Origin of the sequence: Pseudomonas sp. 58 R 3, assembly GCF_900006605.1 — a bacterium.
Classification (GTDB): Bacteria; Pseudomonadota; Gammaproteobacteria; order Pseudomonadales; family Pseudomonadaceae; genus Aquipseudomonas; species Aquipseudomonas salomonii.
In genome coordinates, this window is the sequence record NZ_CVTT01000065.1 from 187,900 (window position 1) to 214,050 (window position 26,151).

Sequence of the window (26,151 nt, forward strand, 5' to 3'; positions counted from 1 at the left end):
TCGGGTCCCCTTTGTGCTTTCTGTGTTTCAGCTATTTACCTGACGTTCACTATTCAAACTGTGGGAGCAGGCAAGCCAGCTCCCACATGAGCCTGTGTCGTCAGGTAGAACGCGTTCGCAACTCCTCGATCGAAATTTCGCGCATGCGAAACTTCTGGATCTTGCCCGTCACCGTCATCGGAAACTCATCCACGAACTTGAAGTGCTTGGGCGTCTTGAAGTGCGCAATACGGCCCTTGCACCAGGTTTGCAATTCCAGCTCGTTAGCGACATGGCCGGGGTGGAATTTGACCCAGGCAACAATCTCTTCGCCGTAACGCTCATCCGGAATGCCAATGATCTGCACATCGGCCACCGCCGGGTGGGTAAAGAAAAACTCCTCCAGTTCACGCGGGTACACGTTCTCGCCGCCGCGAATGATCATGTCCTTGTTGCGCCCGGCGATGCACACGTAGCCGTGCTCATCCATGGTCGCAAGGTCACCGGTGTGCATCCAGCCGGCATCGTCGATGGCGTCGCGGGTGCCTTCGGGGTTGTTCCAATAGCCCAGCATCACGCTGTAGCCACGGGTGCAGAGTTCGCCGATCTGGCCACGGGGCACGGTGTTGCCGGCCTCATCGATGATTTTGTTTTCAAGCTGCGGTTGGGTGCGGCCGACGGTGGTGACGCGCCGCTCCAGGTCGTCATCGGCGCCGGTCTGCAACGACACCGGGCTGGTTTCAGTCATGCCGTAGGCGATCTGCACTTCGCCCATGTGCAACTCGCTGATGACCCGGCGCATCACTTCGATGGGGCACGTGGCGCCGGCCATGATGCCGGTGCGCAAGGTGGCCAGGTCGAACTCGCCTCGGCGGGGGTGATCAAGCAGCGCGATAAACATGGTCGGCACGCCATACAGGCCCGTGGCGCGTTCTTGCGCGACAGCTGTGAGCGTCAGCAGCGGGTCGAAACCGTCATTGGGGTAAATCATGGTGGTGCCGTGGGTGATGCAGCCGAGGTTGCCCATGACCATGCCGAAGCAGTGATACAGCGGCACCGGGATTACCAGGCGGTCCTGTGCGGTAAGGCCCAGGCTTTCGCCGACCATGTAACCGTTATTGAGGATGTTGTGGTGACTGAGGGTCGCGCCCTTGGGGAAGCCGGTGGTGCCGGAGGTGTACTGGATGTTGACGGCTTGATCGAAGTGCAGGCTGGCCTGGCGACTATAAAGCTGCTCGGGCGGGATGCCGGCGCCGAGGGTCGCCAGCTGAGACCAGGGCATAAATCCCGTGGGCGGGCTGGGGTCCAGGCTGATCAGGCCGCGCACGTCGGGCCTTAGTTCCTGCAACATGGCGTGGTAATCGGAGCTTTTGAACGAACCGGCACACACCACCCATGCGCACCCGGACTGTTTGAGTACGTAGTCCAATTCGCTGCTGCGGTAAGCCGGGTTGATATTGACCAGGATCACTCCGAGCTTGGCGCTGGCAATTTGGGTGATGCACCACTCGGCACAATTGGGCGCCCAGATACCCAGGCGATCGCCGGTTTGCATGCCCAAAGCCATGAATGCGCGGGCGTGCAAATCCACCGTCTCGGCCAACGCCCGCCAGGTGTAGCGGCGCTGTTGATGGCTCACCACCAAGGCTTCGCCATCGGGGTAGTGCGCCACGGTGTGATCGAAAGCCTGGCCGATGGTCATGGCCAGCAAGGTCTTGTCCTGGGAGCCACGGCTGTAGCTCGGGTGCGGTTGATCCATAACGACCCCTGTTGTCTTTTTTGTAGGTTGACGTAAACGTAAACTACGATTGACAGCGCCGTAACGCAAGCTTACGTTAACGTAAAGGTGAGCGCCCTCCTCCGCGCCCCGCCCACACAACAACAAAGCTCACATTAAGGTGCCTGTCCATGAGTTACCCGTCCCTGAACTTCGCCCTCGGTGAAACCATCGACATGCTGCGCGACCAGGTGCAGTCGTTCGTGGCCAAGGAGATCGCGCCGCGCGCGGCCCAGATCGACATCGACAACCTGTTCCCCGCCGACCTGTGGCGCAAGTTCGGAGACATGGGCCTCTTGGGCATCACCGTGCCGGAAGAGTACGGCGGCGCCGGCCTGGGTTACCTGGCGCACGTGGTGAGCATGGAAGAAATCAGCCGTGGTTCGGCGTCAGTGGCGCTGTCCTACGGCGCGCACTCCAACCTGTGCGTGAACCAGATCAATCGCAACGGCAATCACGAGCAAAAGCTTAAATACCTGCCGAAACTGATCAGCGGCGAGCACATCGGCGCCCTGGCCATGAGCGAGCCGAATGCCGGCTCCGACGTGGTCTCGATGAAACTGCGCGCCGACAAACGCGGCGACCACTACGTGCTCAACGGCAGCAAGACCTGGATCACCAATGGCCCCGATGCCAACACCTACGTGATCTACGCCAAGACCGACCTGGAAAAAGGTCCCCACGGCATCACCGCGTTTATCGTCGAACGCGACTCGAAAGGCTTCAGCCGCAGCAACAAGTTCGACAAGCTGGGCATGCGCGGCTCCAACACCTGCGAACTGTTTTTCGATGACGTCGAGGTGCCCGAAGAAAACATCCTTGGTGTGCTCAATGGCGGCGTCAAAGTGCTGATGAGCGGCCTGGACTACGAGCGCGTGGTGCTCTCGGGCGGCCCGACCGGGATCATGCAAGCGTGCATGGACCTGATCGTGCCCTACATCCACGACCGCAAGCAGTTCGGCCAGAGCATCGGCGAATTCCAGCTGATCCAGGGCAAGGTCGCCGACATGTACACCCAGCTCAACGCCAGCCGCGCTTACCTCTATGCGGTGGCCCAGGCCTGCGAGCGTGGCGAAACCACGCGCAAGGACGCCGCCGGGGTGATCCTCTACAGTGCCGAGCGCGCCACACAAATGGCCCTGGACGCGATCCAGATTCTCGGCGGCAACGGCTACATCAATGAATTCCCTGCCGGGCGCCTGCTGCGTGACGCCAAGCTGTACGAAATCGGTGCCGGCACCAGCGAGATTCGCCGGATGCTGATCGGTCGCGAACTCTTCAACGAAACCCGCTGAAGGAGCGCCCCATGGCCATCTTGCACACCCAGCTCAACCCGCGTTCAGCGGAGTTCGCCGACAACAGCGCGGCGATGCGCCAACAGGTCGACGCCCTGCACACCTTGCTCGCCCATGTGCAGCAAGGCGGCGGCGCCAAGGCTCAGGAGCGACACACCTCGCGCGGCAAACTGCTGCCCCGTGAGCGTATCAACCGCTTGCTCGACCCTGGCTCACCGTTCCTGGAACTCAGCCAGTTGGCTGCGCATCAGGTGTACGGCGAAGACGTGCCAGCGGCGGGCGTGATCGCCGGGATCGGCCGTGTGGAGGGCGTGGAATGCATGATCGTCGCCAACGACGCCACGGTCAAAGGCGGCTCGTACTACCCGCTCACGGTAAAAAAACACCTGCGTGCCCAGACCATCGCCGAGCAGAACCGCCTGCCCTGTATCTACCTGGTGGACTCCGGTGGCGCCAACCTGCCGCGTCAGGACGAAGTATTCCCTGATCGCGAGCATTTCGGGCGGATCTTCTTCAACCAGGCCAACATGAGCGCCCAGGGCATCCCGCAAATCGCCGTAGTGATGGGCTCCTGCACCGCCGGTGGCGCCTACGTACCCGCCATGGCCGACGAAGCGATCATGGTGCGCCAGCAAGCCACCATCTTCCTCGCCGGGCCGCCGCTGGTAAAAGCTGCGACCGGTGAAGTGGTCAGTGCCGAAGACCTGGGCGGTGCCGATGTGCATTGCAAGATCTCCGGCGTGGCCGACCACTATGCCGACAGCGACGAACATGCGCTGGCCCTGGCCCGACGCAGCGTGGCCAACCTCAATTGGCGCAAGCTGGGTGAGTTAGTGCAACGCCCGCCAGTGGCGCCGTTGTACAGCAGCGAAGAGTTGTACGGCGTAATCCCGGCCGATGCCAAGCAGCCATTTGATGTGCGCGAAGTCATCGCACGGCTGGCGGATGGCTCGGTGTTCGATGAGTTCAAAGCGCTGTTCGGCACCACGCTGGTGTGTGGATTCGCACACTTGCACGGCTACCCGATCGCGATTCTGGCCAACAACGGCATTCTGTTCGCCGAAGCCGCGCAAAAAGGCGCGCACTTTATCGAACTGGCCTGCCAGCGCGGGATTCCGTTGCTGTTTTTGCAGAATATCACCGGTTTCATGGTCGGCCAGAAGTACGAAGCCGGTGGCATCGCCAAGCACGGCGCCAAGCTGGTCACGGCGGTGGCCTGCGCCAAGGTGCCCAAGTTCACGGTGATCATCGGCGGCAGCTTTGGCGCCGGTAACTACGGCATGTGCGGCCGTGCCTATGACCCGCGCTTTTTGTGGATGTGGCCGAATGCACGCATCGGCGTGATGGGTGCCGAACAGGCCGCCGGCGTGCTGGTGCAGGTCAAGCGTGAACAGGCCGAGCGCGCGGGCAATGCGTTCAGCGCCGAAGAAGAAGCCGCGATCAAGCAGCCGATTCTCGACCAGTACGAAACCCAGGGCCACCCCTACTACTCCAGCGCACGCTTGTGGGACGACGGTGTGATTGACCCGCAGCAGACCCGTGACGTGCTGGCGCTGGCGCTGTCCGCCGCGCTGAATGCCCCCATCGAGACGAGCCGCTTCGGCGTGTTCCGCATGTAAATGGAGCTGAACCCCATGAGCGATTTCAACACCCTCGAACTGGTCACCGACAGCCGTGGTTTCGCCACGCTGTGGCTCAGTCGTGAAGCCAAGAACAACGCGTTCAATGCGCAGATGATCCGCGAACTGATCATCGCCCTCGACCAGGTGCAGGCCGATGCGTCCCTGCGTTTTTTAGTGCTGCGCGCACGCGGCAAGCACTTCAGCGCCGGCGCGGACCTGGCCTGGATGCAGCAATCGGCCGAGCTGGATTACCACACCAACCTGGACGACGCCCGGGAACTGGCCGAGTTGATGTACAACCTGGCCAAGCTGAAAATCCCGACCCTGGCGGTGGTGCAAGGCGCGGCGTACGGCGGCGCGCTGGGCTTGATCAGTTGCTGCGACATGGCGATTGGCGCCGATGACGCGCAGTTCTGCCTGTCGGAAGTGCGCATCGGCCTGGCCCCGGCGGTGATCAGCCCATTCGTGGTGCAGGCCATCGGCGAGCGGGCGGCGCGGCGCTATGCGCTGACGGCCGAGCGTTTTGGCGGCCAGCGTGCGCGCGACATCGGCCTGCTGGCGGAAAGCTACCCGGCCACCGAATTGGATAGGCAAGTGGAACTGTGGATCGCCAACCTGTTGCAAAACAGCCCGGCGGCCATGCGCGCCAGCAAGGATTTGCTGCGCGAAGTCGGCAACGGCGCCCTCACCCCGGCGCTGCGTCGGTATTGCGAAAATGCCATCGCACGGATTCGCGTCAGCGCCGAGGGCCAGGAAGGCTTGCGCGCGTTCCTGCAAAAACGCCCGCCCAGCTGGCAAGTGCAGGAGCCACGTTCATGAGCACACTGACCACTGTGTTGGTGGCCAACCGCGGCGAAATCGCCTGCCGGGTGATGCGCACCGCCAAAGCCATGGGTTTGACCACCGTGGCGGTCCACAGCGCCACCGACCGTGATGCACGCCATAGCCGCGAGGCGGATATTCGGGTCGACCTGGGTGGAAGCAAGGCCACTGACAGTTACCTGCAAATCGACAAACTGATCGCCGCCGCCCACGCCAGTGGCGCCCAGGCGATCCATCCGGGTTACGGCTTTCTGTCGGAGAACGCCGGCTTTGCCCGTGCGATTGAAGCCGCTGGCCTTGTTTTCCTCGGCCCGCCCGCCTCGGCCATCGATGCCATGGGCAGCAAATCAGCGGCCAAGGCGTTGATGGAAACCGCCGGGGTGCCGCTGGTGCCGGGCTATCACGGTGAAGCCCAGGACCTGGAAACCTTCCGCGACGCCTGCGAGCGTATCGGTTACCCGGTGCTGCTCAAGGCTACGGCAGGCGGCGGCGGCAAGGGTATGAAGGTGGTCGAGGAGGTTAGCCAGTTGGCCGATGCCCTGGCCTCGGCCCAGCGTGAGGCGCTGTCGTCCTTCGGCAACGGGCAGATGCTGGTGGAGAAATACCTGCTCAAGCCGCGCCACGTGGAGATCCAGGTGTTTGCCGACCAGCACGGCCATTGCCTGTACCTCAATGAGCGCGACTGCTCCATTCAACGTCGCCATCAAAAGGTGGTGGAAGAAGCCCCCGCACCGGGCTTGAGTGCCGAGCAGCGTAAAGCCATGGGTGAGGCGGCCGTGCGTGCGGCCCAGGCAATCGGCTATGTGGGCGCCGGCACTGTGGAGTTTTTGCTGGACGCGCGTGGCGAGTTCTTCTTCATGGAGATGAACACGCGTCTGCAGGTGGAGCATCCGGTGACCGAGGCGATTACCGGCCTTGATCTGGTGGCCTGGCAGATTCGTGTGGCTCAGGGTGAGCCGCTGCCGATCACCCAGGACCAGGTGCCGTTGATCGGTCATGCGATTGAAGTGCGCTTGTATGCCGAAGACCCGGCCAATGATTTCCTGCCGGCCACCGGGCACCTGGCGCTGTACCGCGAGTCTGCGCCGGGGCCGGGCCGTCGCGTCGACAGCGGCGTCGCACAAGGCGACAACGTTTCACCCTTCTATGACCCGATGCTCGGCAAGCTGATCGCCTGGGGCGAAGACCGCGAACAGGCGCGCCTGCGGTTGTTGAGCATGCTCGACGAGTTTGCAGTCGGTGGGCTCAAGACCAACCTTGGCTTTTTGCGGCGTATCATCGGCCATCCGGCGTTTGCGGCGGCTGAACTCGACACCGGGTTTATTCCGCGCTATCAGGATGAGCTGCTGCCCGCACTGGGTGCTTTGAGCGATGAGTTCTGGCAGGCGGCGGGTGCGGCGTTTATACAGAGCCAACCCGCCGGTGATGGCCCGTGGGCGGATATCCGCGGTTTTCGTGCCGGGTTGCCTGCGCAAGTATCGTTGCATTTGACCTGCGCCGGGCAGGACCGGCTGGTGACAGTGCAGGACGGCGTCGCGCAGTTGCGTGGCGAACACTTGCTGATCGAACACCATGGCGTGCGCCGCGCTCATCTGGCGGTACGCAACGAAGGCATCCTGTATCTGCGCTGGGACGGCCAGATGCAGGCCGTCAGCCTGTTTGACCCGATTGCTGCGGTCGAGGCCAACCAGACTACTCAAGGCGGCCTCACGGCGCCGATGAACGGCAGCATCGTGCGGGTGCTGGTGGAAGTCGGTCAACACGTGGAGGCCGGCACGCAGTTGGTGGTGCTGGAGGCCATGAAGATGGAGCACAGTATCCGCGCGCCCCACGCCGGGGTGGTCAAGGCACTGTTTTGTCAGGAAGGTGAAATGGTCGCCGAAGGCAGCGCCCTGGTGGAGCTTGAAACCACGGACTAAAACTTCGCCGTGGCTTGCACCACGACCCCGAGGATTCGGCAAGCGTCGGTGAACAGCTGCTTGGGATACGTCGGATTGAGCGGTACCAGGTAACGCTGGCCGCTCTCTTCCAGCAGCTGGCGAAAAGTTGCCTGGGGGCTGTCGGCCCACTGGGCGACCACCAACTTGCCAGGTTCGGGCTCGATGGCCGGGTCCACCAGGATCATCATGCCCGCACCGATGCTAAGGCCATTGGGCGCGGTCATGGCATCGCCCGTCACGGGCAGCCAGAAGGCGTCACCCTGGGCGTGGTAATCGGTCAGTTCAAAACGTGGCGCGCCATAAGTGGCGCGCTCTTCGCGGGTTTCGCAGAGGCTTTTCCAGTCGTTGACCGGGTAGCGGAAGTAGGGGTTGTAGTGTTGTTGCAGGGCCGGTACTTCGCCGGCTTTTTCGCGAATCTCCAGGGCGACCTCCAGGTAGCCCAGCCCCAGCTCGGCCAGCACCCGGTTCATGTCCGCCAGGCTTGGCACGCGGCGCTTGTTGAGCCAATGGCCGACGCCGCCCTGGGACATGCCCAAGCGTTCGGCCAGTTCATCCTGCGTGACCTTGCGGTCTTTCATGTTGGCTTTGACCAACGCGATCCAGTTATCCATGGGGCCCGACCATACGTTGCGCAGTGGTCACGACAATAAACAGTTTGTAGTAATCCATCAAATGACATAAATACGATTCGTATTACTATCGGGTGCAGGTTTTCAACGTCCAGCCAGAGTAATTGACCTCATGATGACGCTCCCGAATCACCTGCCTTGCACGCCCGAAACCGACGAACTGCTGACGCTGCGCAGCAGCGGCGCCGCACAACGGGCACTCGACTATTACTTGAAAGAAGATGTGTCGGCGCCCACGCCTGACGTCGCTTTTTTCGACATCAGGCCCGGCATCAGCCAGGAAGACGCCCTGGTGCACGCATCGGACCTGCTGCGCAGTGCAGCGGCCGCCGCCTATGAATCGGCAAGCAGCCGGCAAGGCAACCAGCGGGACCTGGCATTTTCGGTGGTGTATTTGATTGATATGGCCAAGGCGATGGTGGAGCAGACATTGCAGGTGCCCGCTGCCCAGGCGAACGCCTGACAGGCAACAAAGAAAAATATTTCTATCCCACGGATAAAAACATTTGACTTGCAAATGATAATGATTATTATTGAACCCAGCTGATCGCGAGATCAGTCGATAGACCAAGGGACCTTAGGTCGGACTCTTGGAATATCTCCTCATCAGGCTAATCACGGTTTTTGACCCGGCTCTTTGGCCGGGTCTTTTTTTTGCCAGTTTTTTTCTGGCGTGGCTTCAGGCTAATGAAGACTGTGTGTTGCTTGATGGCCCGCATGGTAGCAAAAGAGCATCGCCAAATGAAAGCCGATCGAACGCTCTAGCCCCGATCTTTGCGAAATAGCGCTTGAGAATCAATCTCATAGATCCTAAGCTGCTGCTGCGTCAGGGACGACGCCCCCTCCCCCGTGCAACAATTTTGCAGCAAGATTTTGCCTCACTCCTGTGTAAGATATCCGCCACAACAATCATACGCAGGCAGCCAGACCATGACAGTGGCCTTGACCTCTATCAAGATCAGTACCGACTTCGACAGCGGCAACATCCAGGTCCTGGATGCCAGCGACGCTTACCAGTTGTTGCTGGCGATCAAACCCGATACCCGCAGCGCACATTTCCAATGGTTTCATTTCAAGGCCGAAGGCATGCATGTGGGCCACACCCACACCTTCCGGCTAAGCAACGCCGGCCATTCGTCGTACAAAAACGCCTGGAGCGGCTACAACGCCGTGGCATCCTACGACCACGTCAACTGGTTCCGTGTGCCCACGCGCTTTGATGGCGATACATTGCATATCAGCCTGGAGACCCGCGAGAAGCAAGCCTGGTTCGCCTACTTTGAACCCTACAGCCGTAAGCGTCACGACTGGCTGATCGAACAGGCCTTGAGCCGCGCCGGCACCCAGCTGCTTGCCACCGGCAAAAGCGCCGAGGGCCGTGATATCCAGTTGCTGCGCCGTGGCAAAGGGGGCGAAGGCCAGCGCAAGGTCTGGATCATCGCCCAGCAGCATCCCGGCGAACACATGGCTGAATGGTTTATGGAAGGCGTCATCGAGCGCCTGCAACAGGACGGTGATGCTGAGCTGAAAAAACTCCTAGCCGTCGCCGACCTGTACCTGATCCCCAACATGAACCCCGATGGCGCCTTTCACGGGCATCTGCGCACCAACGCCATGGGCCAGGACCTCAACCGGGCCTGGCAGAACGCCAGCGAGGCGCTCAGCCCGGAAGTGCTGTTCGCCCAGCAACAGATGGAGAAATACGGCGTCGACCTGTTTCTCGACATCCATGGCGACGAAGAAATCCCCTACGTCTTCACTGCCGGCTGCGAAGGCAACCCCGGTTACACCCCGCGTATCGAAGCGCTGGAAAAACACTTCCGCAGGCACTTGAGCGCCCTGACCCGCGACTTCCAGACCACCCACGGCTACACCCGCGACCTGCCGGGCGAAGCCAACATGACCCTGGCCTGCAATGCCGTTGGCCAGCAGTACGACTGCCTGTCGCTGACCCTGGAGATGCCCTTCAAGGACAACGACGACGCACCCAACCCGAAAACCGGTTGGTCCGGTGAGCGCTCCAAACAACTGGGCAAGGACGTGTTGAGCAGCGTGGCCGATATCGTCACCACCCTGCGTTGACCCGCCCTGCCCCCGGCATCAGCCTTTGGTGCCGGTCATGCTTTGCAGCACACCGTCGCGCCGAATCAACCCGTGGAACAGCGCCGCCGCCAGGTGCAACAGCACCGTCAGAAACAACAGGTAGGCCAGGTAGCCATGGGCCTTGCGCAGCACTGCAAACAACGGTGCATTGGCCGCGACCAATGCCGGCAATTGCACCGAGCTGCTGAGCATCACCGGGTCACCGGCCGCTGAAATCATGGCCCAGCCCAGCAGCGGCAGCACCAGCATCAACGCATATAACACAACATGGGACGCCTTGGCGGCCAGCACTTGCCACAGTGGCAGGTCAGCAGGCAACGGCGGTTGCCGGGTGCAAAAGCGCACCACCAGTCGCACGATCACCAACGCCAGAATCGCGATACCCAGTGGCTTGTGCAGGTGAATCAGCCACTCGTGACGCTCCGACACCGACGCCGCCATGCCCGCGCCGATAAACAACATGGCGATGATCATCAGCGCCATCAGCCAATGCAGCAGGCGAGCCAGAGGCGCGAAAAACCGTGGTTGGGCATTCATGGTTTCGACTCCTGAGGGGCACTGTGCAGCGGGCTGACTTCGCCGGCGCGGCGTACGTAGGAACTGGCATAAGCCGCCGAACGTGCAGCCAGCAGCGGGTCATTGGAGGCCTGGATACCGCTGGGCAAAATCAGCGGGTCATAGTTGATATCGCGGCAATCACCGTCAGCCTGCGGTTGGCTGCTTTGCAGCACCAACGTGCCGGCGTTGAGCACTTTGTGCGCGCCGGTCCAGGCTTTGCTGGCATCGTCCAGCGGATCACCGGGGTTGGCCAGGGTGATGTTCAGCTGCCAACGCAACGGCCCGGAAGCCAGACGCTGCACCAGGTCTTTTTCGAGAAAATCAGCGCCGGATGGCGCGGTGTCACCCGCCGCATCCTGGCTCTGTGGCACCACGCCCCAACGTACCGCCTGGCGCTGGCCATCGGCGTTTACCAGGTAAAAGGCATTGATGCCGTTGTAGGTTTCAGTCGCGTAACTGGCCGATGGCTTGGCAGTCTTGACCCAGGCCAGGAACGGCGCTGTCTCCGGGTGCGCGGCAAAAAACGCCGGCATGCTGGCCGGGTTCGGTTTGCCGGTGGCCGGGTCGGGCGCACCGGCCTTGAGCATCTGGTAAAACGCCTCAGGCGTGCCCACCGGGAACACCGGCATGCTGTTCATCCCCGTGCGCCATTGCTGGCCGTTGGCCTGGCTGAACTGCAAGGCGAAACTGCGAATCGGCACACTGCTGTCCGGCGCGTAGGGGTTGCCGCTGGGCAAGGCGAACCGGCCGATCACCGGGGTCTTCGCTTCGCTGAACACTTGGGCATTCGAGTACGTGCGCGCCTCGGGGCTGCTCTCGAAGTAACCGGCCACACACACGCCCTTGGCATGGTTACGCCGAAACCCTGGGTGCACGCCGTTATTGGTTTCCAGGGCATTGACCAGGGTTTTGGGGCGCAGGCGCTGTGGGTCCAGCGTGCCATTGACGTAGGCGAATGCCCCGGCAGCAACCGCCACGACCGCACCAATACACGCCAGCCTGATGAGCAAACTGAGGGTGCTGAGGGGCGCACGTGGCGGCGATGAGTGATCTACCATGAAAAACTCCGGGGCACGGGCCCACAAGGAAAATGAACTATGAGACGAGTCCCACGTAGGTCTATTCCCTTTTCACTGTAGTTTTTTTCAGAGCAGATGCACCGCGAGCCGAGCGCTCATTTTACACCGCGTTGAACACTGCCGGGCGTTTGTTCAGAAACGCCTGCATGCCCTCCTGCTGATCAGGCGTCGCGAACAACTGGTGAAACAGCCGGCGCTCCAGGCGCACGCCATCGTGTAGCCCCAGTTCCAAGGCTTGCTCAACTGCCTCCCGCGCCGCCCGCGTGGCGGTGCGCGAGAACCCGGCGATCTGCGCAGCCACCAGCAGTGTCTGCGCCAGCAAATCCGCCGTCGGGTACACACGTGACACCAACCCCGCCTGTTCCGCCTCTTGAGCCGTCATCGGCCGACCGGTCAACACCATGTCCATGGTCTTGGCTTTGCCGATCAGCCCGGTCAAGCGCTGGGTCGCGCCCATGCCGGGGATAACCCCCAGCTTGATTTCCGGCTGGGCAAACGTCGCCGTATCGGCGGCAAAAATCATGTCGCACATCATCGCCAGCTCACAACCGCCGCCAAACGCGTAGCCGCTCACTGCAGCAATGGTTGGCGTGCGCAGGCGGGTGAAGGCTTCCCAACCGACGAAGTAGTCCTCGTTAAGCATGTCCAGGTAAGACTTGGCGCTCATCTCCTTGATATCGGCCCCGGCGGCAAAATACTCGGGCGTACCGGTGATGACAAAACAGCCAACCTGCGGGTCCTGGTCCAGCGCTTCCAGACGGCTGATCAACTCCGTCATGAGTGCCGAACTCAGCGCATTCTTGACCTGCGGGCGATTAAGCCTGACCAGCACTACCCGGCCATGACGTTCTACTACTACATTCATAAACACCTCTGCTGATTAATCTCGAGCCTCAATGGCGCGGTGTCAGGAATCCCAGATCGCGCCATACGCCGGTATGCCGCGGGCTTCCATCTCGTGCACCACGCGCTGGGTCAACGCTTGGTTGGCAATACAGATCACTGCTTGCGCACCGAAGGTTTGCACAGCGCCGTAGGCCAACTGCACCAGGTCCGGCTTGCCGCGTTCATCGGTGTCCCAGATCAATGCGCCGGGTTGCGCCCGCAGGATTTCGTCGACCAGCTCATCGCCATAGGTCTTGCGCGGGCTGCGGGTGGACCAGATCAATTGGATCGGCACCTGAGCGGCAAGCAAATGCGGCATCACCGGGCCGATACCGCTGCCGGTGGCGATGTACACCACGGACTTGAACAAGGTTTCGACATTGGCGACGCCCGCCGTGGTGATGCCCTTGACCCAGACGTGGCTGGGCAAGTCTTCGATGAAGCGCCCGGTCCAATCGCCGGCGCGGGAAATGATCAGGCGAAACCCCGCCTCGCCCGGCGCGGGGATATTGGCAAATGAATGCCACTCCAGCAGAGGGTTGCGGCTGATTGCGGTGGAGGACCCCGCGAAGGGCGTGGTGTGGCTAAAACGCGTGATGACCGCATGCCCGGAAGGCCGGATATGTTCAACGGCGACCTTGCGCAGGCGCAACCACGGCAAGATGATGCTCAGCGTCAGCAGCACCAGCATCCAGAATGACCCGCTCTGTACCAGGCGGGTCGAGGTTTCGCTGGAGGCCAGTAACGTCAGCGCCCAGAACACCAGCAGCGCACTCCAGCCGGCGAACCGATGGACCCGCTCGAAGCCATTGTGAAATCGGTTGCGAACCCACGGCTGCGCCATGATGACCATCAACAGCAACAGGCCGAGCAACACACCAGTGAGCCCCATCCAGGCTGACGACACACTGTCGGGCTGACGCAGATAATGTGCGACCTGAATCCCGACCATGACCATGAACCAGGCGGTTGCCGCCAGGGCCGCGCCACTGTGCAACCCGCCAAAGTGGTAGACCTTGGCCGCACTGCGGCGCACGCGCAAAGGCCAGGTGACAGGCACGCGGGTGGCCAGCCAGAACAGCGCATTGACCAGGTATTGCTGGCGAATCAGGATTGCCAGCGACAGGTTGATCAACACCAGGTTCGAAAGCCTTTGAACCGTAACGGCATGGAAATCGACAGCCAGCAGCGCAAACGCCGCATTAACCATCACCACCAGCGCTGCCAGGCGGTTGTAGTAGGAAAACACTGGCAGTGAGGTCCAGCGACGCCACAGTGCCGGCTTGGGCGGCACGACGGTACGGGTCAATGCATCAATCATGCTGGGCCACCTCGGCTGCGATGGCCTGTTGCAGCAGCACGGCCTTGTCGATCTTGCCTCGGGCGGTCAGCGGAAAATGCTCCACCGCGTAGATGGATGTCGGCACGCAGTAGTAGGCCAGGCGCTCCCGGCAACGGGCTCGGCACGACTCAATATCCGCATTGGCAGGCGAGACGAAAGCCACCAGGGTGCGGCTGTCCAACTTCAATGTGACCGCCCGCAGGCAACCATCGCCGGCCTCCAGCGCCATGGACACCGCGTCCAGTTCCACACGGAAGCCACGCACCTTCACCTGATCATCGACGCGCCCCAGGTGCTCCAACTGACCGTCAGCGGTCCAGCGCCCCAAGTCCCGCGTGCGAAACATCATGGCGTCCCCGCCCATAAAGGGGTCCGGGCGATAGCGCGCCTGGGTCAGCGCAGCGTTGTTCAGGTAACCGCCCGTGACTCCGACGCCACCGGCCCACATTTCGCCGGTTTCACCCAGCCCACAGGCACGGCCGTGCTCGTCGAGCACATACACGGTGTTATTGGGCGTCGGTTTGCCGACGGTCAACAACGTGCCAGGTACATGCCGGTGCAACGTGTTGACGATGGTGGTCTCGGTCGGCCCGCAGCCATTGTAGAAGGTGCAATGCTCGGCCCAGCGGTCGGCCAGTACCTGGGAACAGGGCTCGCCCGCGACGGCGACCACTTGGAGGTCAGGGCATTGCGCGGGGTCAAGGTTCGCCAGTATCGAGGGAGTGGCGATCAGCACGTGGCACTGCGCAGCGGTTTGCGCAATGTCTTTATCGCGAATCAGCAGGGTCGCCCCATGGGCCAGGCAACCGAGGATTTCCCAGGCCGCCATATCAAAGCCGATGTTAAGGATTTGCCCCACGTTACGACCCGGTGCCATGCCCATCCGCCCCGGCTGCGTGAGCAAGATGTTGCATACGTTGCGGTGGCTGACACACACGCCGTTGGGCCGCCCGGTCGTCCCGGAAGTGAACAGCACGAAGCAGAGGTCATCGGTGTCGCCGGCAGCGAATACGGCGGTGTTGTCCTCGACAATAAAGGGCTCTTCGGCGAGGAAGCTGTCCAGGCACAGACTGCGCGGGGCCGCATCCGCCGGCAGGTGATCGGCCAGGTTCGACAGGGTCAGAACCACTGGGCTGGTCAACGATTCCAGGACCATACCCAATTGCAGCGTCGGCACGATTCGGGCGTCTTGAGGCACATACGCGGCGCCCACCTTCAACACCGCCAACAGCCCGACCAGCATGGGAATCGAACGCTCGACGAACAGCCCCACGGTGTCACCGCGCTTGACGCCCAGTTCAACCAGGCGCACTGCCAAACGATTGGCCTGACGATTGAGTTGTTCATAACTGATGCGCTGTCCTGCCCACACTGCAGCGATTGCCTGGGGCGTCAACGCCGCTTGCATTTCGACCGCATGGTGCACACTGCCATAGGCAGGCTTGGCCCAAGGGCCACAGCCCCATTGCTCAAACACCACGCGTTGAGCAGCAGGCAAATGAGCCAAAGCGTCTCGGGAGAAGAACTGTTTGTCGGTTGGAGAAAATGTCATGCACACACCCTCATCAATGAACTGCGCGAAATTGTTCGCAGCGGTTACGAGGGTTGATTGAGCGGTGGGAACGGTATTACAGGTCCGTATACAGAGCAGATAGCCCCCACAAGAAGGCTCATTTTTCTTACAGCCCCTGATGGAATAAGCTACGTTGGCTGGCGTCTTCCTCTGCACAACCGACCAGAATTCACGCCCATGCACGCGCTCGACGAACCGTTACGTGAACTCATCCCCAGGCTGCGGCGCTTTGCCGTGTCGCTGACGCGTAACGCCAGCAGCGCCGACGACCTGGTGCAGTCCACGCTGGAACGGGCGATCATCAGTTGGGCCGACAAACGCCCGGAAGGCGACCTGCGTGCCTGGCTGTTCTCGATCCTCTACCGCCAGTTCCTCGACGCCCACCGGCGCAGCCGGCGTTATGCACGCATGCTCGAATTCTTCACCGGTCGTGACGATGCGCAACCTTCAGTGGAGCGCACGGTGATGGCCCAATCGACCCTGCACGCCTTCGATCAACTCAACACCGAGCAACGTGCACTGCTGCTATGGGTGTCGGTTGAGGGTTTAAGTTACAAGGAAGTCGCCGAGATCCTGGCGGTGCCGTTGGGTACCGTGATGTCGCGCCTGTCCCGTGCGCGCCAGGCCTTGCGTCAACTCAGCGAAGGCGAAATTACCAGCCCTGCCCTGCGGATACTCAAATGATCAGCCTGCCCCCCAGCGAACGCGATTTGCATGCCTATGTCGATCACCAACTGCCGGAGAGCGACCGCCGCGTGCTTGAAACCTGGCTGGCCGCCCACCCTGAAATGGCCGCCCAGGTGCAGGCCTGGCAACAGGATGCACACGCCCTTCGCGCGGCCTTGAGCGGGACCTTGCAGCAACCGGCCAACCCCGACCTTGACCCGGCGCTGATTCGCCAACGCATTCGGCATCAATCGCGCCGCCACCTGGCCAGCGCCGCCGTGCTGCTGATCGCGGTCGGCCTCGGCGGCCTTGGCGGTTGGCACGCCCGCGAAGCGACCCAACCGCCGATGTTGCCGATGGCCGATGCCATGCAGGCATTCCGCCTGTTCGCCCAGGACGGCATTATGCCCGCCGACTTTAACGCCGAAGACCGCGGCACTATGCAGGGCTGGCTGGATCGCTATTTCAACCAGGCCCATCGCCTGCCCGATTTGAGCCAGGCCGGTTTCAAGCCGGTGAGCGGGCGCCTGCTCACCACTGAGCAAGGTGCGGCGGCGATGGTGTTGTATGAGGATCAGCAAGGCCATCGCATCAGCTTCTACATCCGCCCGCCGGGCCCGGAAAACGGCTTTCTGCCGCGTGGCAGCCGCAGCGCCGATGGGCTGCAGGCCGATTACTGGTCCGATGGCGGGTATAACTATGCGATGGTCAGCCCGGTGGATCAGGCGGCGACGCACTTGCTCAAGTTCTAGACGATCTAGACAGGTTTTTGTGGGAGCGGGCTTGCTCGCCCCCACATTTTGACCGCGCGTACCTGCACTAGAAGCCTACATCCAGCACCACATTATCAATGTAGGTGCCGCCCGGCGGCGTGGTTTGGTCGGTGTAGATCTTGGCGTTGTAGTTGAACACCTGGCTGCCGGTGCCCAAGCCGTTGCCGGGGTTGATCTCGGCCGTTGAGCTGGCCCGCCGCGCGGCGCCCACGCTGCCCCAGCGCGTGGTGCCGGCACTCATGAAGATGTCGTAGGCGAGGAAGTTGCTGCCGGAAATCATCCGCCGCCGCCCGCCCACGCTCACCGGGTTCTGCCCATCGCTGAGGCCGACGGTGTAGGCGCTGCCCTTGGTGCAGGCCACGCTGGCCTGGCCGTTGACGGTGGCGAAGGCGCTGACCACCGGCGCACTGCCGAAGGCAATCGGCGGCGTGGTGATCTGACAGTCGTTGACCACCGTCATGCTGACGTTCACGGTGGTGGTGCCGTTGTTGACCTCACGGCCCAGGCAGACTCCGCCAATGCCAATGCCCGAGCAATAGTTCCAGTTCCAGAAAATACTCAGGGTCTCGCTGTACACCCCCGACGCCACGTTGCTGCCAAGGGTGGTGGCGAAGTACAGCGGCACGACTTTGGTGCCCGGCCCGAACACCAGGCCAAGGGAGGCGGCAATGCCGCCACTGCCGCCAAAATCGAAGGCGGTGCCACGTGTCATCGGGAACGCCGTGGTGTTGTTGGCATAGATCGTATAGTTGATCACATCACCGGTCGGCCCCACCAGGCCACCTTGGGGCGAACCACTGACGGTCGCGTAAAAATGGTCATTGGAGGTCAACACCGACAATACCGCCGGCGTGCAGCTGAAGCCGGCATTGGTGGTCGAACTGGGCTGGGAGGTGGTGCGCACAGTCATCGAACTCACCGTCGTGCCAAAGCTGGCCGGTACGCTGGCCACCACCGAACACACGGCCTGTACCTGCGCCGACACCCCCAGGCTTGCCAGCAACACGCCCCGCAACAGCCATTCCTTGACCCGCACACGCACACTCCTTATGTCATTGGCACACCAGCGGCCCGATCAGTGGCACCTGGGCCTGGGTGGTATCGAGTTCGAACCTTGCCTGGCAGGTCTGGCCGTTGCCCAAGGTGACTTGCAAGGTGTTATGGGCCGCCAGGTTTTCCAGGTACACCAGGCCGTCCCACCCCACCACCGCCTGCGCGCCGCTTTGCTCGTGTCGCACCTGGCTGCCCAGGGGCAAATCCTGATGCTGGGCGTCAACCAAGGTGATGCTCGCCGCGCTCACCTGGCGCACCGGGAACTCCAGCAAGTAGCCACTGCCACGGCGCACGGCCACCCGCTGCTCGACGTTGGGCACCTGCACGTTCGATGGCAGGTTCAGTGGGTCGATCTCGTATTTGGCGCGGTAGTAAGCACTGGTCCACGGCACCAGCAAGTGCCCGTTGCGGTCGGTTTCGCCCACCACCTGGTTCTCGTAGCGCACCGGCACACCACTGACGCCATCGGTGCTTACCACCACAAACGCATCGTTGACGCGGTTGGCGGCGAACACTTGATTGTCCATCCACACCAGCGAGCCACTGGCGTCGGCCCAACGGGTTTCGGCGTCGCTGCTGCCGTACACGCCGGCCTGCAACTGCACCGACTGCAGGCGCCAGGTCAGGTCGGCCTGGCGATAAGCCGGCCCGTCACCACTGGCATAACCCAGGTTGAAGCCCACACCGCCCTCGGCCGGCATGGCTCGGCTGTAGTTGACCCGCTGCAGGCTCTCGCCGGTTTTACTGCGCTCGGTGCCCACGCTGAGGCTGCCGTACACGTCGAACGGCACCACCACCTGCGCCTGCACCGCCCAACTGCTATCACCCACTTCATGGTTGGCCGACAGGTAAAAACTGCTGTTGCGCCACAGCGGCTTGCTCCAGGTCAGGTTCACCAGGCGGGTGCGCGAATCATCCGCCGCCTGCACATCGAAATAGCCGACGCCCAGGCTGCCGAAATTATTCAGGTTCAGGCTCAAGGTCGCCTGCTGACTGCGCTTGCTGAGGCTGGCGTAAGGCGTGTCGATCAGGCTCAAGTCGGCGTATTGCTCACGGCGCTCGACCCGTTGATACGACAGGCTGTAGTGCTGGTTGCTGTATTGGTAGCCCAGGCTCAGTTGCTGACCGGTCCGGCCGTCGTACCGGCTTTGGCTGACGGCGGTATTGAGCACGCCGAAGTGACCGACCCGCAGGTTGCCGCCGACACCGCCCAGGGCCAGGTCATTGGCGGCTTCGGCATGGCTTTCGAGGGTAAACGCGTCGGATATCCCGTAGCGAAAAGTGCCGCTGGCCACGCCAGGGCCATAGCCGAAATCGCGCAAGGTGTAGTCGCGACGCAAATTACCCGCCGCCACCGAGAAGTCCGACAACCCCTTTTGCAGCAAAGTACTGGTGACATAAAACGGCACCGTGGTCGACACCTGCCGGCCCAGCGCATCGGTAGTGACCACCACCGCCTCGCCGGCGCCGTTGATAAACGGCACGTTGGTCAGGGTGTACGGCCCCGGCTGCAGGTCGGCGCTGCTGGATTTATAGCCATTGATAAACAGGTCCACCGAAGACGGCACCGCCGCCTCGCCGGCGAACTGCGGCAGCGGGTAGGTGACCAGATCCGGGCGCACTCCAAAGTCCCGCGACACCTGCACGCCGCCCAAGCGCACCGAAGTACTCCAGGGCAAGGCGCCGCTGATCACGTCGCCCGCTTCATAGGTCAACAGGCGTTCATCGTCGGAGAATCGCCAGGTGGTGTCGTACCGCCGATAGCCGTTGTACAGGTTGCTGCCGGCGGTTTCCCGGCCAATGGTGGTGCGGTATTGGCCGGTGTTGGACAACGTGCCCCAGGTATCGAACAAGCGCACTTCGTTGAAGATACCGAGGTAGGTGCCCGCATCGTCGGTGTCGTTGAGGTAGGCGTCATAGTTGAGCAACGCGCCGAAACTGGTCAGCGCCTGGGTGCGTGGGTAGTTGTTGCGGCTGCCGATAAATTGCTCCGGCAGCCAGGCCGGCGGCACGCTCAGTATCAGGCGCTGGCCCTGGCTGTCGTAATCGGTGTGCAGGCCGGGAAAGCTTTCCAGCGCAACCTCGCCAGGCATGTCGCCAGGCACGCTCCCAGGCACATCCCCAGGCAACTTCACACCAACCTCCTGCAACACCGACGCCGGCAAAAACAACTGCCCGGCACGCTGATTGACGGCGACCACACGGCCGGTGTCCATCTGGTTGACCACCAACTCCAGGAACAACTGCGCATCGGCAACAGCCTCCATGCTGCTGGGCGGGGGCGGCAACGGCGCAGCGAAGCCCGGCGGCGCCGGCACCAAGCCAGACAAGCCGCCCACCACCCACATCGATCGCCATAGACATCGAGCCCGATCCTGGCTCACCAAGGCTTTGTGTCCATCAATGGACATCTCCATCCGTATTTAACACCAGGGCCTACTCCATGCCCTGCCACACTGAGTCAGCGTGTCGGTGCGAGGCTCTCCATTTGCGTTGCCCCATTGATGCGCACCTGCAACGGCTGATCGGCCGGCAAACCGTCCGGCACCGGCCAGCGCATGGTCGCGCCCGGCAGCACATAGCCCATCAGGCCTTCCACCAAAGGCCGCGGCTGGCCGCCCTGCTTGAACGTGGCATCGGTGAGGCGCGCATGCACGGCGCCCTGGTTGCGCATCTCGACGTAGTTGCGCCCGCCCACGCTGACTTTTTTCCAGCTTAAATCCGGCTTGCCGGCGGTTTTCGGGTCGCGGTCCCGGGTGCCGTCAACCTTGCTCCACAAGCCCGGGCCGTAGGCAAACAACGGCACCGAATAGCGCATCTGGAAACGGATCGCGGCGGCCGTCTTGCCATCCGCCGGCGCCGGTGGGGGCGTGGCCGAAGGGATCTCATCGATGATGATGCGGTACGCCAGCTCCTGGCCGGGCGGCACGTCTTTGGTTCGGGTCAGACGCACCAATTGCTTTTGCCCAGGCTCGATTTTCGCCACCGGCGGGCTGCCAATCACATCGCGCTGGTTCTGGTATTGTTCGTCAAAACCACTCTGGGTCCAGGCAAACACGCGGATCTGCAGGTTGGCGGTCTCGGTGCCGCGGTTCTCCAGCCACAGCGCGCTGGCCTGTTGGTCGGCCTCCAGCACCGGGTCGATCGGCCAGATCAGCACCGAACTGGCCGCCAGGGCCTGCCCCGCCGCCAACATCAACAACCCGCTCAAACCCGCTGCCCACCCGTACCGGGAAGCTGCAAACATAGCTCTCACTCCTTATACCGTTCGCCTTACCACGACAGCTGCACCTGCAACGTGTCGCTGTACGTCCCCCCAGGCTGGTTACCCGGTAATTGCACTCGCCCATAAATCGGCAAGCTGATGTTGTTGGCGTTGCTGTAGGCCACGCTCACGCTTTGGCTGATGCCCAAGCTCTGACTGAACGCCGCGTCCCGAAACAATTGATAAGCCACTTGGGCAGTGCCGCTATTGAGCTGCATCCGCCGTCCGCTGTTGTTATGCAACCCACCATCGACACTCATGCTCAGCGCCACCCCCGGCGTGCATTGCAAGGTCACGCCGCCCGCCAGCGCGACAGACGCCGTACTGGTGGCCAACGCCGAATAGGTGCCGAACGCCAGGCTGCCGTAATTGCTGCCGCCGCCGACCACCAGGCACCCTGGCGTGATCGTCGCGCTGACCTGGAACGACTGGCTGGTCACCGCCAACAGCGACAGCGGCGCTCCCCAGCCGATGCACACCGCCAACGCCGCCCATCCTGAACGCCCCATAGCCCTTAGAACGTCAGGGTCACGTTAACCGTGTCGGTGTAAGTACCGGCCGGCAAGCCCGCCTTGCCATTGGCCTTGCCGTAGATATTCACGGCCTGGGCCACGCCGGTGCTCGGCGCCAGGTTGATCACCCCGCCGATGGCCAGCAGCGTGGAGTGGCCGCTGTCGGTGTACAGGTCATACGGCACGTAGTTGGCCACCCCGTCATACAGCGCGCGGCCACCGCCCACGGACTGGCCATCGTGGGCACCGGCAGACACCGTCAACGTCGGTGACGTACCCGCCGAACACAGAATCGACAACGCCCCGCCACCGCCGCCCAGCACCTGGCCGTCAGCTTCGGTGAACAGGCTGTTGGCGGTACCGAAGTTCAAGTTACCGAAGCTCATCCCGCCGGTGGCTGCGGCGCCGTTGACCTGGCAGCTGCTGGTGAGCACCAGGGTGGCGCTGACCGTACCAGCCACCGTCGCCGCCTGTGCGCCCGACACCCACGCCAACGCCATCAATGGAAAAACCGCCTTCGCTATACATGCATGCATGATGTCCATCCTCATGGTTTACCAATCCAGAGTCACCGTCAGGGTGTCTGTGTAGATGCCGGCCGGTAAGGCCCTGGTATTCGCCACCACCGAGCCGAATACCGGGATCGGTACTTGTGTGCCCTTGGTCACGACGAAATTACGTTGCTCGCCAATGCTGTAGCTGCGCCGGCCGAGCGGATCAGCCGAGAGTTGATAGGGAATGGTCTGGCGCCCGTTACTCAGGCGCCTTGTAGTGCCGTCACCATGGGCACCGCCGTCGATGGTCACGGTGAAGCTGCTGACCACCGAGGGGTTGCAGGACACCGAAAGCGGCGCCTTGCTGCCATCGGTAACGCCCGCGCCCAAGGGGTTGTTCCATGTAGGGCCCTGGCTGCCGAAATCCAGCAGCGCGCTGCCGCCTGCGGGGCTCACCGGCGCGCTCTCGATGTCTTTGCTCACCTGGCAACTGGCGGTAATGACCAGCCGTGCGTGGATCTGCCCGGCAACGGCCGCCTGGGCGTCATCGGCCAGCAGCAACAGCCCGCCCATGGCCGCCAGGGCCCAACTGCGGCTTACCATGTGACGGTGACCTTGAGCAGGTCGGTGTAGCGCCCCACCGCCGGAATATCCTTGAGCGGCTCAATGCGCCCATACAGCGGCAGGTCGACACTGCCGGAGTCCGGCACACGCCCACTCAGCGGCTCGTTGACCGGCAAGGCAATACGCCGCGCAGCGTCGGCATAAATACGGTAGGGAATCGGTTTGCTCGAAGGGGTTGCGGCACTCAGGTAGCGCACTTCGCCGGTGCCGCCATGCAGGCCGCCGTCAACGCGCAGTTGGTAAGGGGTGTCGGGGTTGCACTCCAGACGCGGCTGGCGCTGGCTGATCAGCGCCGCACTCAGCGGCCCGGCCGGGTCATCCAGACGCGGGCCGCTGCCGAAATCCAATACACCCAGTTGCTCGATGCCCGCACTGCGGGTGGTGCCCACCAGCTGGCAGCCCCGCTGCACGTCGATGCGCACCTCCACCTGGAGTTGCGCAGCGTAAATCGTGCTGCAGAGCATCGTGCCCATGACTGCCAAAACGCCTCGTCCCTTCACTGCCCCAAATCCTTGTACAGGGGTGACTGCTCTGTAAGAGGTTAGCCACAAAGGGCGAAACTGCCAGTCTGGGCCGGTTGGCAGGCGTAACATGCCATTTCGAGATAGCGGGGGGCGCCGTTCTGTATTGGTCAAATCGACGTGAGCGCCCTAAAGTGGGCAACCACCGAAATACAGAGTGACGTGCATTGGCTGTGCTTTCCCTGATTCAGCGTCTGCTGGGCAAAAAAACCGCGCTGGCGGGCGCCTCGCCTATCCCGGCGTTCTTTGAAAACAAGGCCCGAGACCAGGGCTATACCCTCAGCGCCGGCCAAACCCGGGCGATTGCCGCCCTCGCCCGCGAGACCCGGCACCTGCTCGCCGGCCAGCCCACGCGCAGCCTGTACCTGCACGGCCCGGTGGGGCGTGGCAAAAGCTGGCTGCTCGATGGGTTTTTCCAGGCGCTGCCGATTGCGCAAAAGCAGCGCGTGCACTTCCACACATTTTTCACCCGCCTGCACCAAGGCATGTTCCAGCACCGTGAACAGGACGACGCCTTGGGCGTGACGCTGGACGCGCTGCTGGCCGATTGCCGAGTGCTGTGTTTCGACGAATTTCACGTCCACGATATCGGCGATGCCATGCTCATCAGCCGCTTGTTCCAGGCCTTGTTCCAGCGTGGCGTGTTGGTGTTGGTGACCTCCAATTACGCCCCCGAGGGCCTGCTGCCCAACCCGCTGTACCACGAGCGCTTCAAGCCGGTAATCAACTTGATCGCCACGCGCATGCAGGTACTGGAAGTCAGCTCCCCCGAGGATTTTCGCAGCTTGCCCCAGGCCCATGCCGAGCAGCGCTTTACCGGCGGCCAGTATGTATGGCCGGGTAACGCCGCCCAGCGCGAAGCCCTCGGGCTGCCCGCTACACCTGGCCCGGCGCAAACCCTGAAGGTCGGCAACCGCCAATTGCTCTGCCGCAGCCATCAGGCGCGCAGCATCCTGTTCACCTTCAACGACCTGTGTGAACAGCTCACCGCCGTGATGGATTACCTGTTGTTGTGCGAGGACTTCGACCACTGGATCGTCGACGGCCTGCCCCCCTTGGCCGACTGCCCGATCGCCGTGCAACAGCGCTTTATCAACCTGGTGGACGTGCTCTACGACCAGGACAAACGCCTGACCCTGATCGGCCCGCACCCCTTGGCCCGCGCTCTGGAAGGCCAGGCCATCGACCTTGCCCGCACCGCCAGCCGGCTGAACCAATTACACACGGTGTGCCCGCAACCCGCGCCCGACCCGGTATCATGAGCGCTTTTTACGCCCATCTTGCCGAGTGACCGCGCCGTTCATGAATACCCTCGCCCAACTCAAGGCTGGCCAATTGGCCGGTATTACACGCCTGGACCTGTCTTGCGGGCTGACCGAATTCCCGCCGGAAATCTTCGCGCTGGCCGACAGCCTGGAAATCCTCAACCTTACCGGCAACGCCTTGAGCCGCCTGCCCGACGACCTGCATCGGCTGTCGCGCCTGCGCGTGCTGTTCTGCTCGGACAACGCCTTCACTGAGCTGCCCGCCTGCCTGGGTCAGTGCGCCAACCTGAGCATGATCGGCTTCAAGGCCAACCAGATCAGCCATGTACCCGCCGCCGCATTGCCGCCACAGTTACGCTGGCTGATCCTCACCGACAACTGCATCAGCCAGTTGCCCGGCGAGCTGGGCGAGCGGCCCCTGCTGCAAAAGCTGATGCTGGCCGGCAATCACCTGACGGACCTGCCGCCTAGCCTGGTCAACTGCAAAAACCTCGAACTGCTGCGCATCGCCTCCAACCGCTTCACTCAACTGCCGCCATGGCTGCTGACGCTGCCGAGCCTGACCTGGCTGGCCTATGCCGGTAACCCGGTGGAAATGGCCGTTGAAGTGGCGAACGACGATGCAACGCCGAATATCCCCTGGTCTGAACTGGAACTGGGCGAAGTGTTGGGCGAAGGCGCTTCGGGGATCATCCGCAAGGCGCTGTGGAAGCCGCAAGCGTTGCCGGTCGCGGTCAAACTCTACAAAGGCACGATCACCAGCGACGGCTCGCCGCTGCATGAAATGCAGGCCTGCATCGCCGCCGGGCTGCACCCGAACCTGATCAAGGTGGAGGGGCGCGTGATCGGACACCCGGAAGACCAGGCGGCCCTGGTGATGGACCTGATCGACCCGAGTTACCGCAACCTCGCAGCCCTGCCGAGCCTGGCGTCATGCACCCGCGACATCTACGCGCCGGGTATGCACTTCAGCGCTGAAGTGGCCTTGCGCATGGCGCGCGGCATCGCCTCGGTGGCGGCGCATCTGCACCGGCACGGCATCACCCACGGCGACCTGTACGGCCACAATATCCTGTGGAATGCCGCGGGTGACTGTCTGCTCGGGGACTTTGGCGGGGCGTCGTTCCATGGGACGGCGGACACCCTGGAAACCAGGGCCTTGCGGCGCATTGAAGTGCGTGCGTTCGGGATATTGCTGGGGGAATTGCTGGAGCGGTTAGACGAAGGCTTCGACAGTGAAGCGCTGGTGGCGCTGCAAAACAGCTGCTGCCAGCCCGATGTACTGGCGCGACCGAGCTTTGAAGAGATCGAAGCGCTGCTGCAATCGCTGCCACACCACTAAACAATGTGGGAGCAAGCCCGCTCCCACATTTT

Annotated in this window: 24 protein-coding genes; 10 read left to right on the forward strand and 14 right to left on the reverse strand. The window is 62.5% G+C overall.

The window, feature by feature from the left end; genetic code table 11:
* Nucleotides 1-100: 100 nt before the first annotated feature.
* Nucleotides 101-1,738, reverse strand: a complete 1,638-nt coding sequence (locus tag BFP92_RS21965) for an AMP-binding protein (RefSeq protein ID WP_065931070.1) — start codon at nt 1,736-1,738, stop codon at nt 101-103.
* Between the two features lie 149 nt (nt 1,739-1,887).
* Between BFP92_RS21965 and BFP92_RS21970 the strand changes: the two genes are divergently transcribed.
* Genes BFP92_RS21970 through BFP92_RS21985 form a run of 4 tightly spaced genes read left to right on the forward strand, consistent with a single transcriptional unit; the run spans nt 1,888 to nt 7,414 of the window.
* On the forward strand, nt 1,888-3,051 hold the full coding sequence (locus BFP92_RS21970; RefSeq protein WP_065931071.1) for an isovaleryl-CoA dehydrogenase: 1,164 nt from the start codon (nt 1,888-1,890) through the stop codon (nt 3,049-3,051).
* Between the two features lie 11 nt (nt 3,052-3,062).
* A complete protein-coding gene (locus BFP92_RS21975; protein ID WP_065931072.1) occupies nt 3,063-4,670 on the forward strand; it encodes a carboxyl transferase domain-containing protein in 1,608 nt (535 codons plus the stop codon).
* Nucleotides 4,671-4,685: 15 nt separating this feature from the next.
* A complete protein-coding gene (locus BFP92_RS21980; protein WP_065931073.1) occupies nt 4,686-5,492 on the forward strand; it encodes a gamma-carboxygeranoyl-CoA hydratase in 807 nt (268 codons plus the stop codon).
* The gene (locus tag BFP92_RS21985; RefSeq protein WP_065931074.1) at nt 5,489-7,414 is read left to right on the forward strand and encodes an acetyl/propionyl/methylcrotonyl-CoA carboxylase subunit alpha; all 1,926 of its coding nucleotides are present in this window, start codon (nt 5,489-5,491) and stop codon (nt 7,412-7,414) included. Before BFP92_RS21980 ends, BFP92_RS21985 begins: the two co-directional genes overlap by 4 nt.
* Here BFP92_RS21985 and BFP92_RS21990 read toward each other — a convergent pair.
* Complete coding sequence (locus BFP92_RS21990; RefSeq protein ID WP_065931075.1) at nt 7,411-8,046, reverse strand: LexA family protein; 636 nt, start codon at nt 8,044-8,046, stop codon at nt 7,411-7,413. The two genes, BFP92_RS21985 and BFP92_RS21990, sit on opposite strands and share 4 nt — an antisense overlap.
* Nucleotides 8,047-8,176: 130 nt before the next feature.
* On the opposite strand from BFP92_RS21990, the gene BFP92_RS21995 reads away from it, so the two are divergent.
* The gene (locus tag BFP92_RS21995) at nt 8,177-8,527 is read left to right on the forward strand and encodes a DUF6124 family protein (RefSeq protein ID WP_065931076.1); all 351 of its coding nucleotides are present in this window, start codon (nt 8,177-8,179) and stop codon (nt 8,525-8,527) included.
* A gap of 467 nt (nt 8,528-8,994) precedes the next feature.
* Entirely contained in the window at nt 8,995-10,146 is a 1,152-nt protein-coding gene (locus BFP92_RS22000) for a M14 family metallopeptidase (protein WP_056858475.1), read from the forward strand.
* 18 nt (nt 10,147-10,164) lie between these two features.
* Here the strand turns inward: BFP92_RS22000 and BFP92_RS22005 are convergent, their stop codons facing one another.
* From BFP92_RS22005 to BFP92_RS22025, 5 genes are all read right to left on the reverse strand, one after another.
* Nucleotides 10,165-10,704 (reverse strand): cytochrome b, encoded by a 540-nt coding sequence (locus tag BFP92_RS22005; RefSeq protein WP_065931077.1) that lies wholly within the window; start codon nt 10,702-10,704, stop codon nt 10,165-10,167.
* Nucleotides 10,701-11,783: a catalase family peroxidase gene (locus BFP92_RS22010; RefSeq protein ID WP_065931078.1), complete on the reverse strand. Its 1,083-nt coding sequence runs from the start codon at nt 11,781-11,783 to the stop codon at nt 10,701-10,703. Before BFP92_RS22010 ends, BFP92_RS22005 begins: the two co-directional genes overlap by 4 nt.
* A gap of 121 nt (nt 11,784-11,904) precedes the next feature.
* The gene (locus BFP92_RS22015) at nt 11,905-12,669 is read right to left on the reverse strand and encodes an enoyl-CoA hydratase-related protein (RefSeq protein ID WP_065931079.1); all 765 of its coding nucleotides are present in this window, start codon (nt 12,667-12,669) and stop codon (nt 11,905-11,907) included.
* A gap of 42 nt (nt 12,670-12,711) precedes the next feature.
* The gene (locus BFP92_RS22020) at nt 12,712-14,010 is read right to left on the reverse strand and encodes a hypothetical protein (protein ID WP_065931080.1); all 1,299 of its coding nucleotides are present in this window, start codon (nt 14,008-14,010) and stop codon (nt 12,712-12,714) included.
* Nucleotides 14,003-15,583, reverse strand: a complete 1,581-nt coding sequence (locus tag BFP92_RS22025; RefSeq protein WP_065931081.1) for an AMP-binding protein — start codon at nt 15,581-15,583, stop codon at nt 14,003-14,005. The genes BFP92_RS22020 and BFP92_RS22025 overlap by 8 nt, the downstream gene beginning before the upstream one ends.
* Nucleotides 15,584-15,781: 198 nt before the next feature.
* On the opposite strand from BFP92_RS22025, the gene BFP92_RS22030 reads away from it, so the two are divergent.
* Nucleotides 15,782-16,288 (forward strand): RNA polymerase sigma factor, encoded by a 507-nt coding sequence (locus BFP92_RS22030; protein WP_065931082.1) that lies wholly within the window; start codon nt 15,782-15,784, stop codon nt 16,286-16,288.
* Nucleotides 16,285-17,022: an anti-sigma factor family protein gene (locus BFP92_RS22035; RefSeq protein ID WP_065931083.1), complete on the forward strand. Its 738-nt coding sequence runs from the start codon at nt 16,285-16,287 to the stop codon at nt 17,020-17,022. The genes BFP92_RS22030 and BFP92_RS22035 overlap by 4 nt, the downstream gene beginning before the upstream one ends.
* A gap of 67 nt (nt 17,023-17,089) precedes the next feature.
* Here the strand turns inward: BFP92_RS22035 and BFP92_RS22040 are convergent, their stop codons facing one another.
* From BFP92_RS22040 to BFP92_RS22070, 7 genes are read right to left on the reverse strand one after another with little or no spacing between them, the layout of a single operon-like run.
* Entirely contained in the window at nt 17,090-18,061 is a 972-nt protein-coding gene (locus BFP92_RS22040; RefSeq protein ID WP_099487015.1) for a Csu type fimbrial protein, read from the reverse strand.
* 34 nt (nt 18,062-18,095) lie between these two features.
* A complete protein-coding gene (locus BFP92_RS22045; RefSeq protein WP_065931085.1) occupies nt 18,096-20,513 on the reverse strand; it encodes a fimbria/pilus outer membrane usher protein in 2,418 nt (805 codons plus the stop codon).
* 44 nt (nt 20,514-20,557) lie between these two features.
* Nucleotides 20,558-21,343 (reverse strand): fimbrial biogenesis chaperone, encoded by a 786-nt coding sequence (locus BFP92_RS22050; protein WP_065931086.1) that lies wholly within the window; start codon nt 21,341-21,343, stop codon nt 20,558-20,560.
* Between the two features lie 26 nt (nt 21,344-21,369).
* A complete protein-coding gene (locus tag BFP92_RS22055) occupies nt 21,370-21,870 on the reverse strand; it encodes a Csu type fimbrial protein (protein ID WP_065931087.1) in 501 nt (166 codons plus the stop codon).
* A 5-nt stretch (nt 21,871-21,875) separates the two neighbouring features.
* A complete protein-coding gene (locus tag BFP92_RS22060; protein WP_065931184.1) occupies nt 21,876-22,409 on the reverse strand; it encodes a Csu type fimbrial protein in 534 nt (177 codons plus the stop codon).
* Between the two features lie 18 nt (nt 22,410-22,427).
* On the reverse strand, nt 22,428-22,970 hold the full coding sequence (locus BFP92_RS22065) for a Csu type fimbrial protein (protein WP_065931088.1): 543 nt from the start codon (nt 22,968-22,970) through the stop codon (nt 22,428-22,430).
* On the reverse strand, nt 22,964-23,455 hold the full coding sequence (locus tag BFP92_RS22070; RefSeq protein WP_170875857.1) for a Csu type fimbrial protein: 492 nt from the start codon (nt 23,453-23,455) through the stop codon (nt 22,964-22,966). Before BFP92_RS22070 ends, BFP92_RS22065 begins: the two co-directional genes overlap by 7 nt.
* Before the next feature lie 224 nt (nt 23,456-23,679).
* Between BFP92_RS22070 and zapE the strand changes: the two genes are divergently transcribed.
* Both zapE and BFP92_RS22080 read left to right on the forward strand, forming a co-directional pair.
* A complete protein-coding gene (zapE, locus tag BFP92_RS22075; protein ID WP_065931089.1) occupies nt 23,680-24,774 on the forward strand; it encodes a cell division protein ZapE in 1,095 nt (364 codons plus the stop codon).
* A gap of 40 nt (nt 24,775-24,814) precedes the next feature.
* Nucleotides 24,815-26,119 (forward strand): leucine-rich repeat-containing protein kinase family protein, encoded by a 1,305-nt coding sequence (locus BFP92_RS22080; RefSeq protein WP_065931185.1) that lies wholly within the window; start codon nt 24,815-24,817, stop codon nt 26,117-26,119.
* Nucleotides 26,120-26,151: the final 32 nt, after the last annotated feature.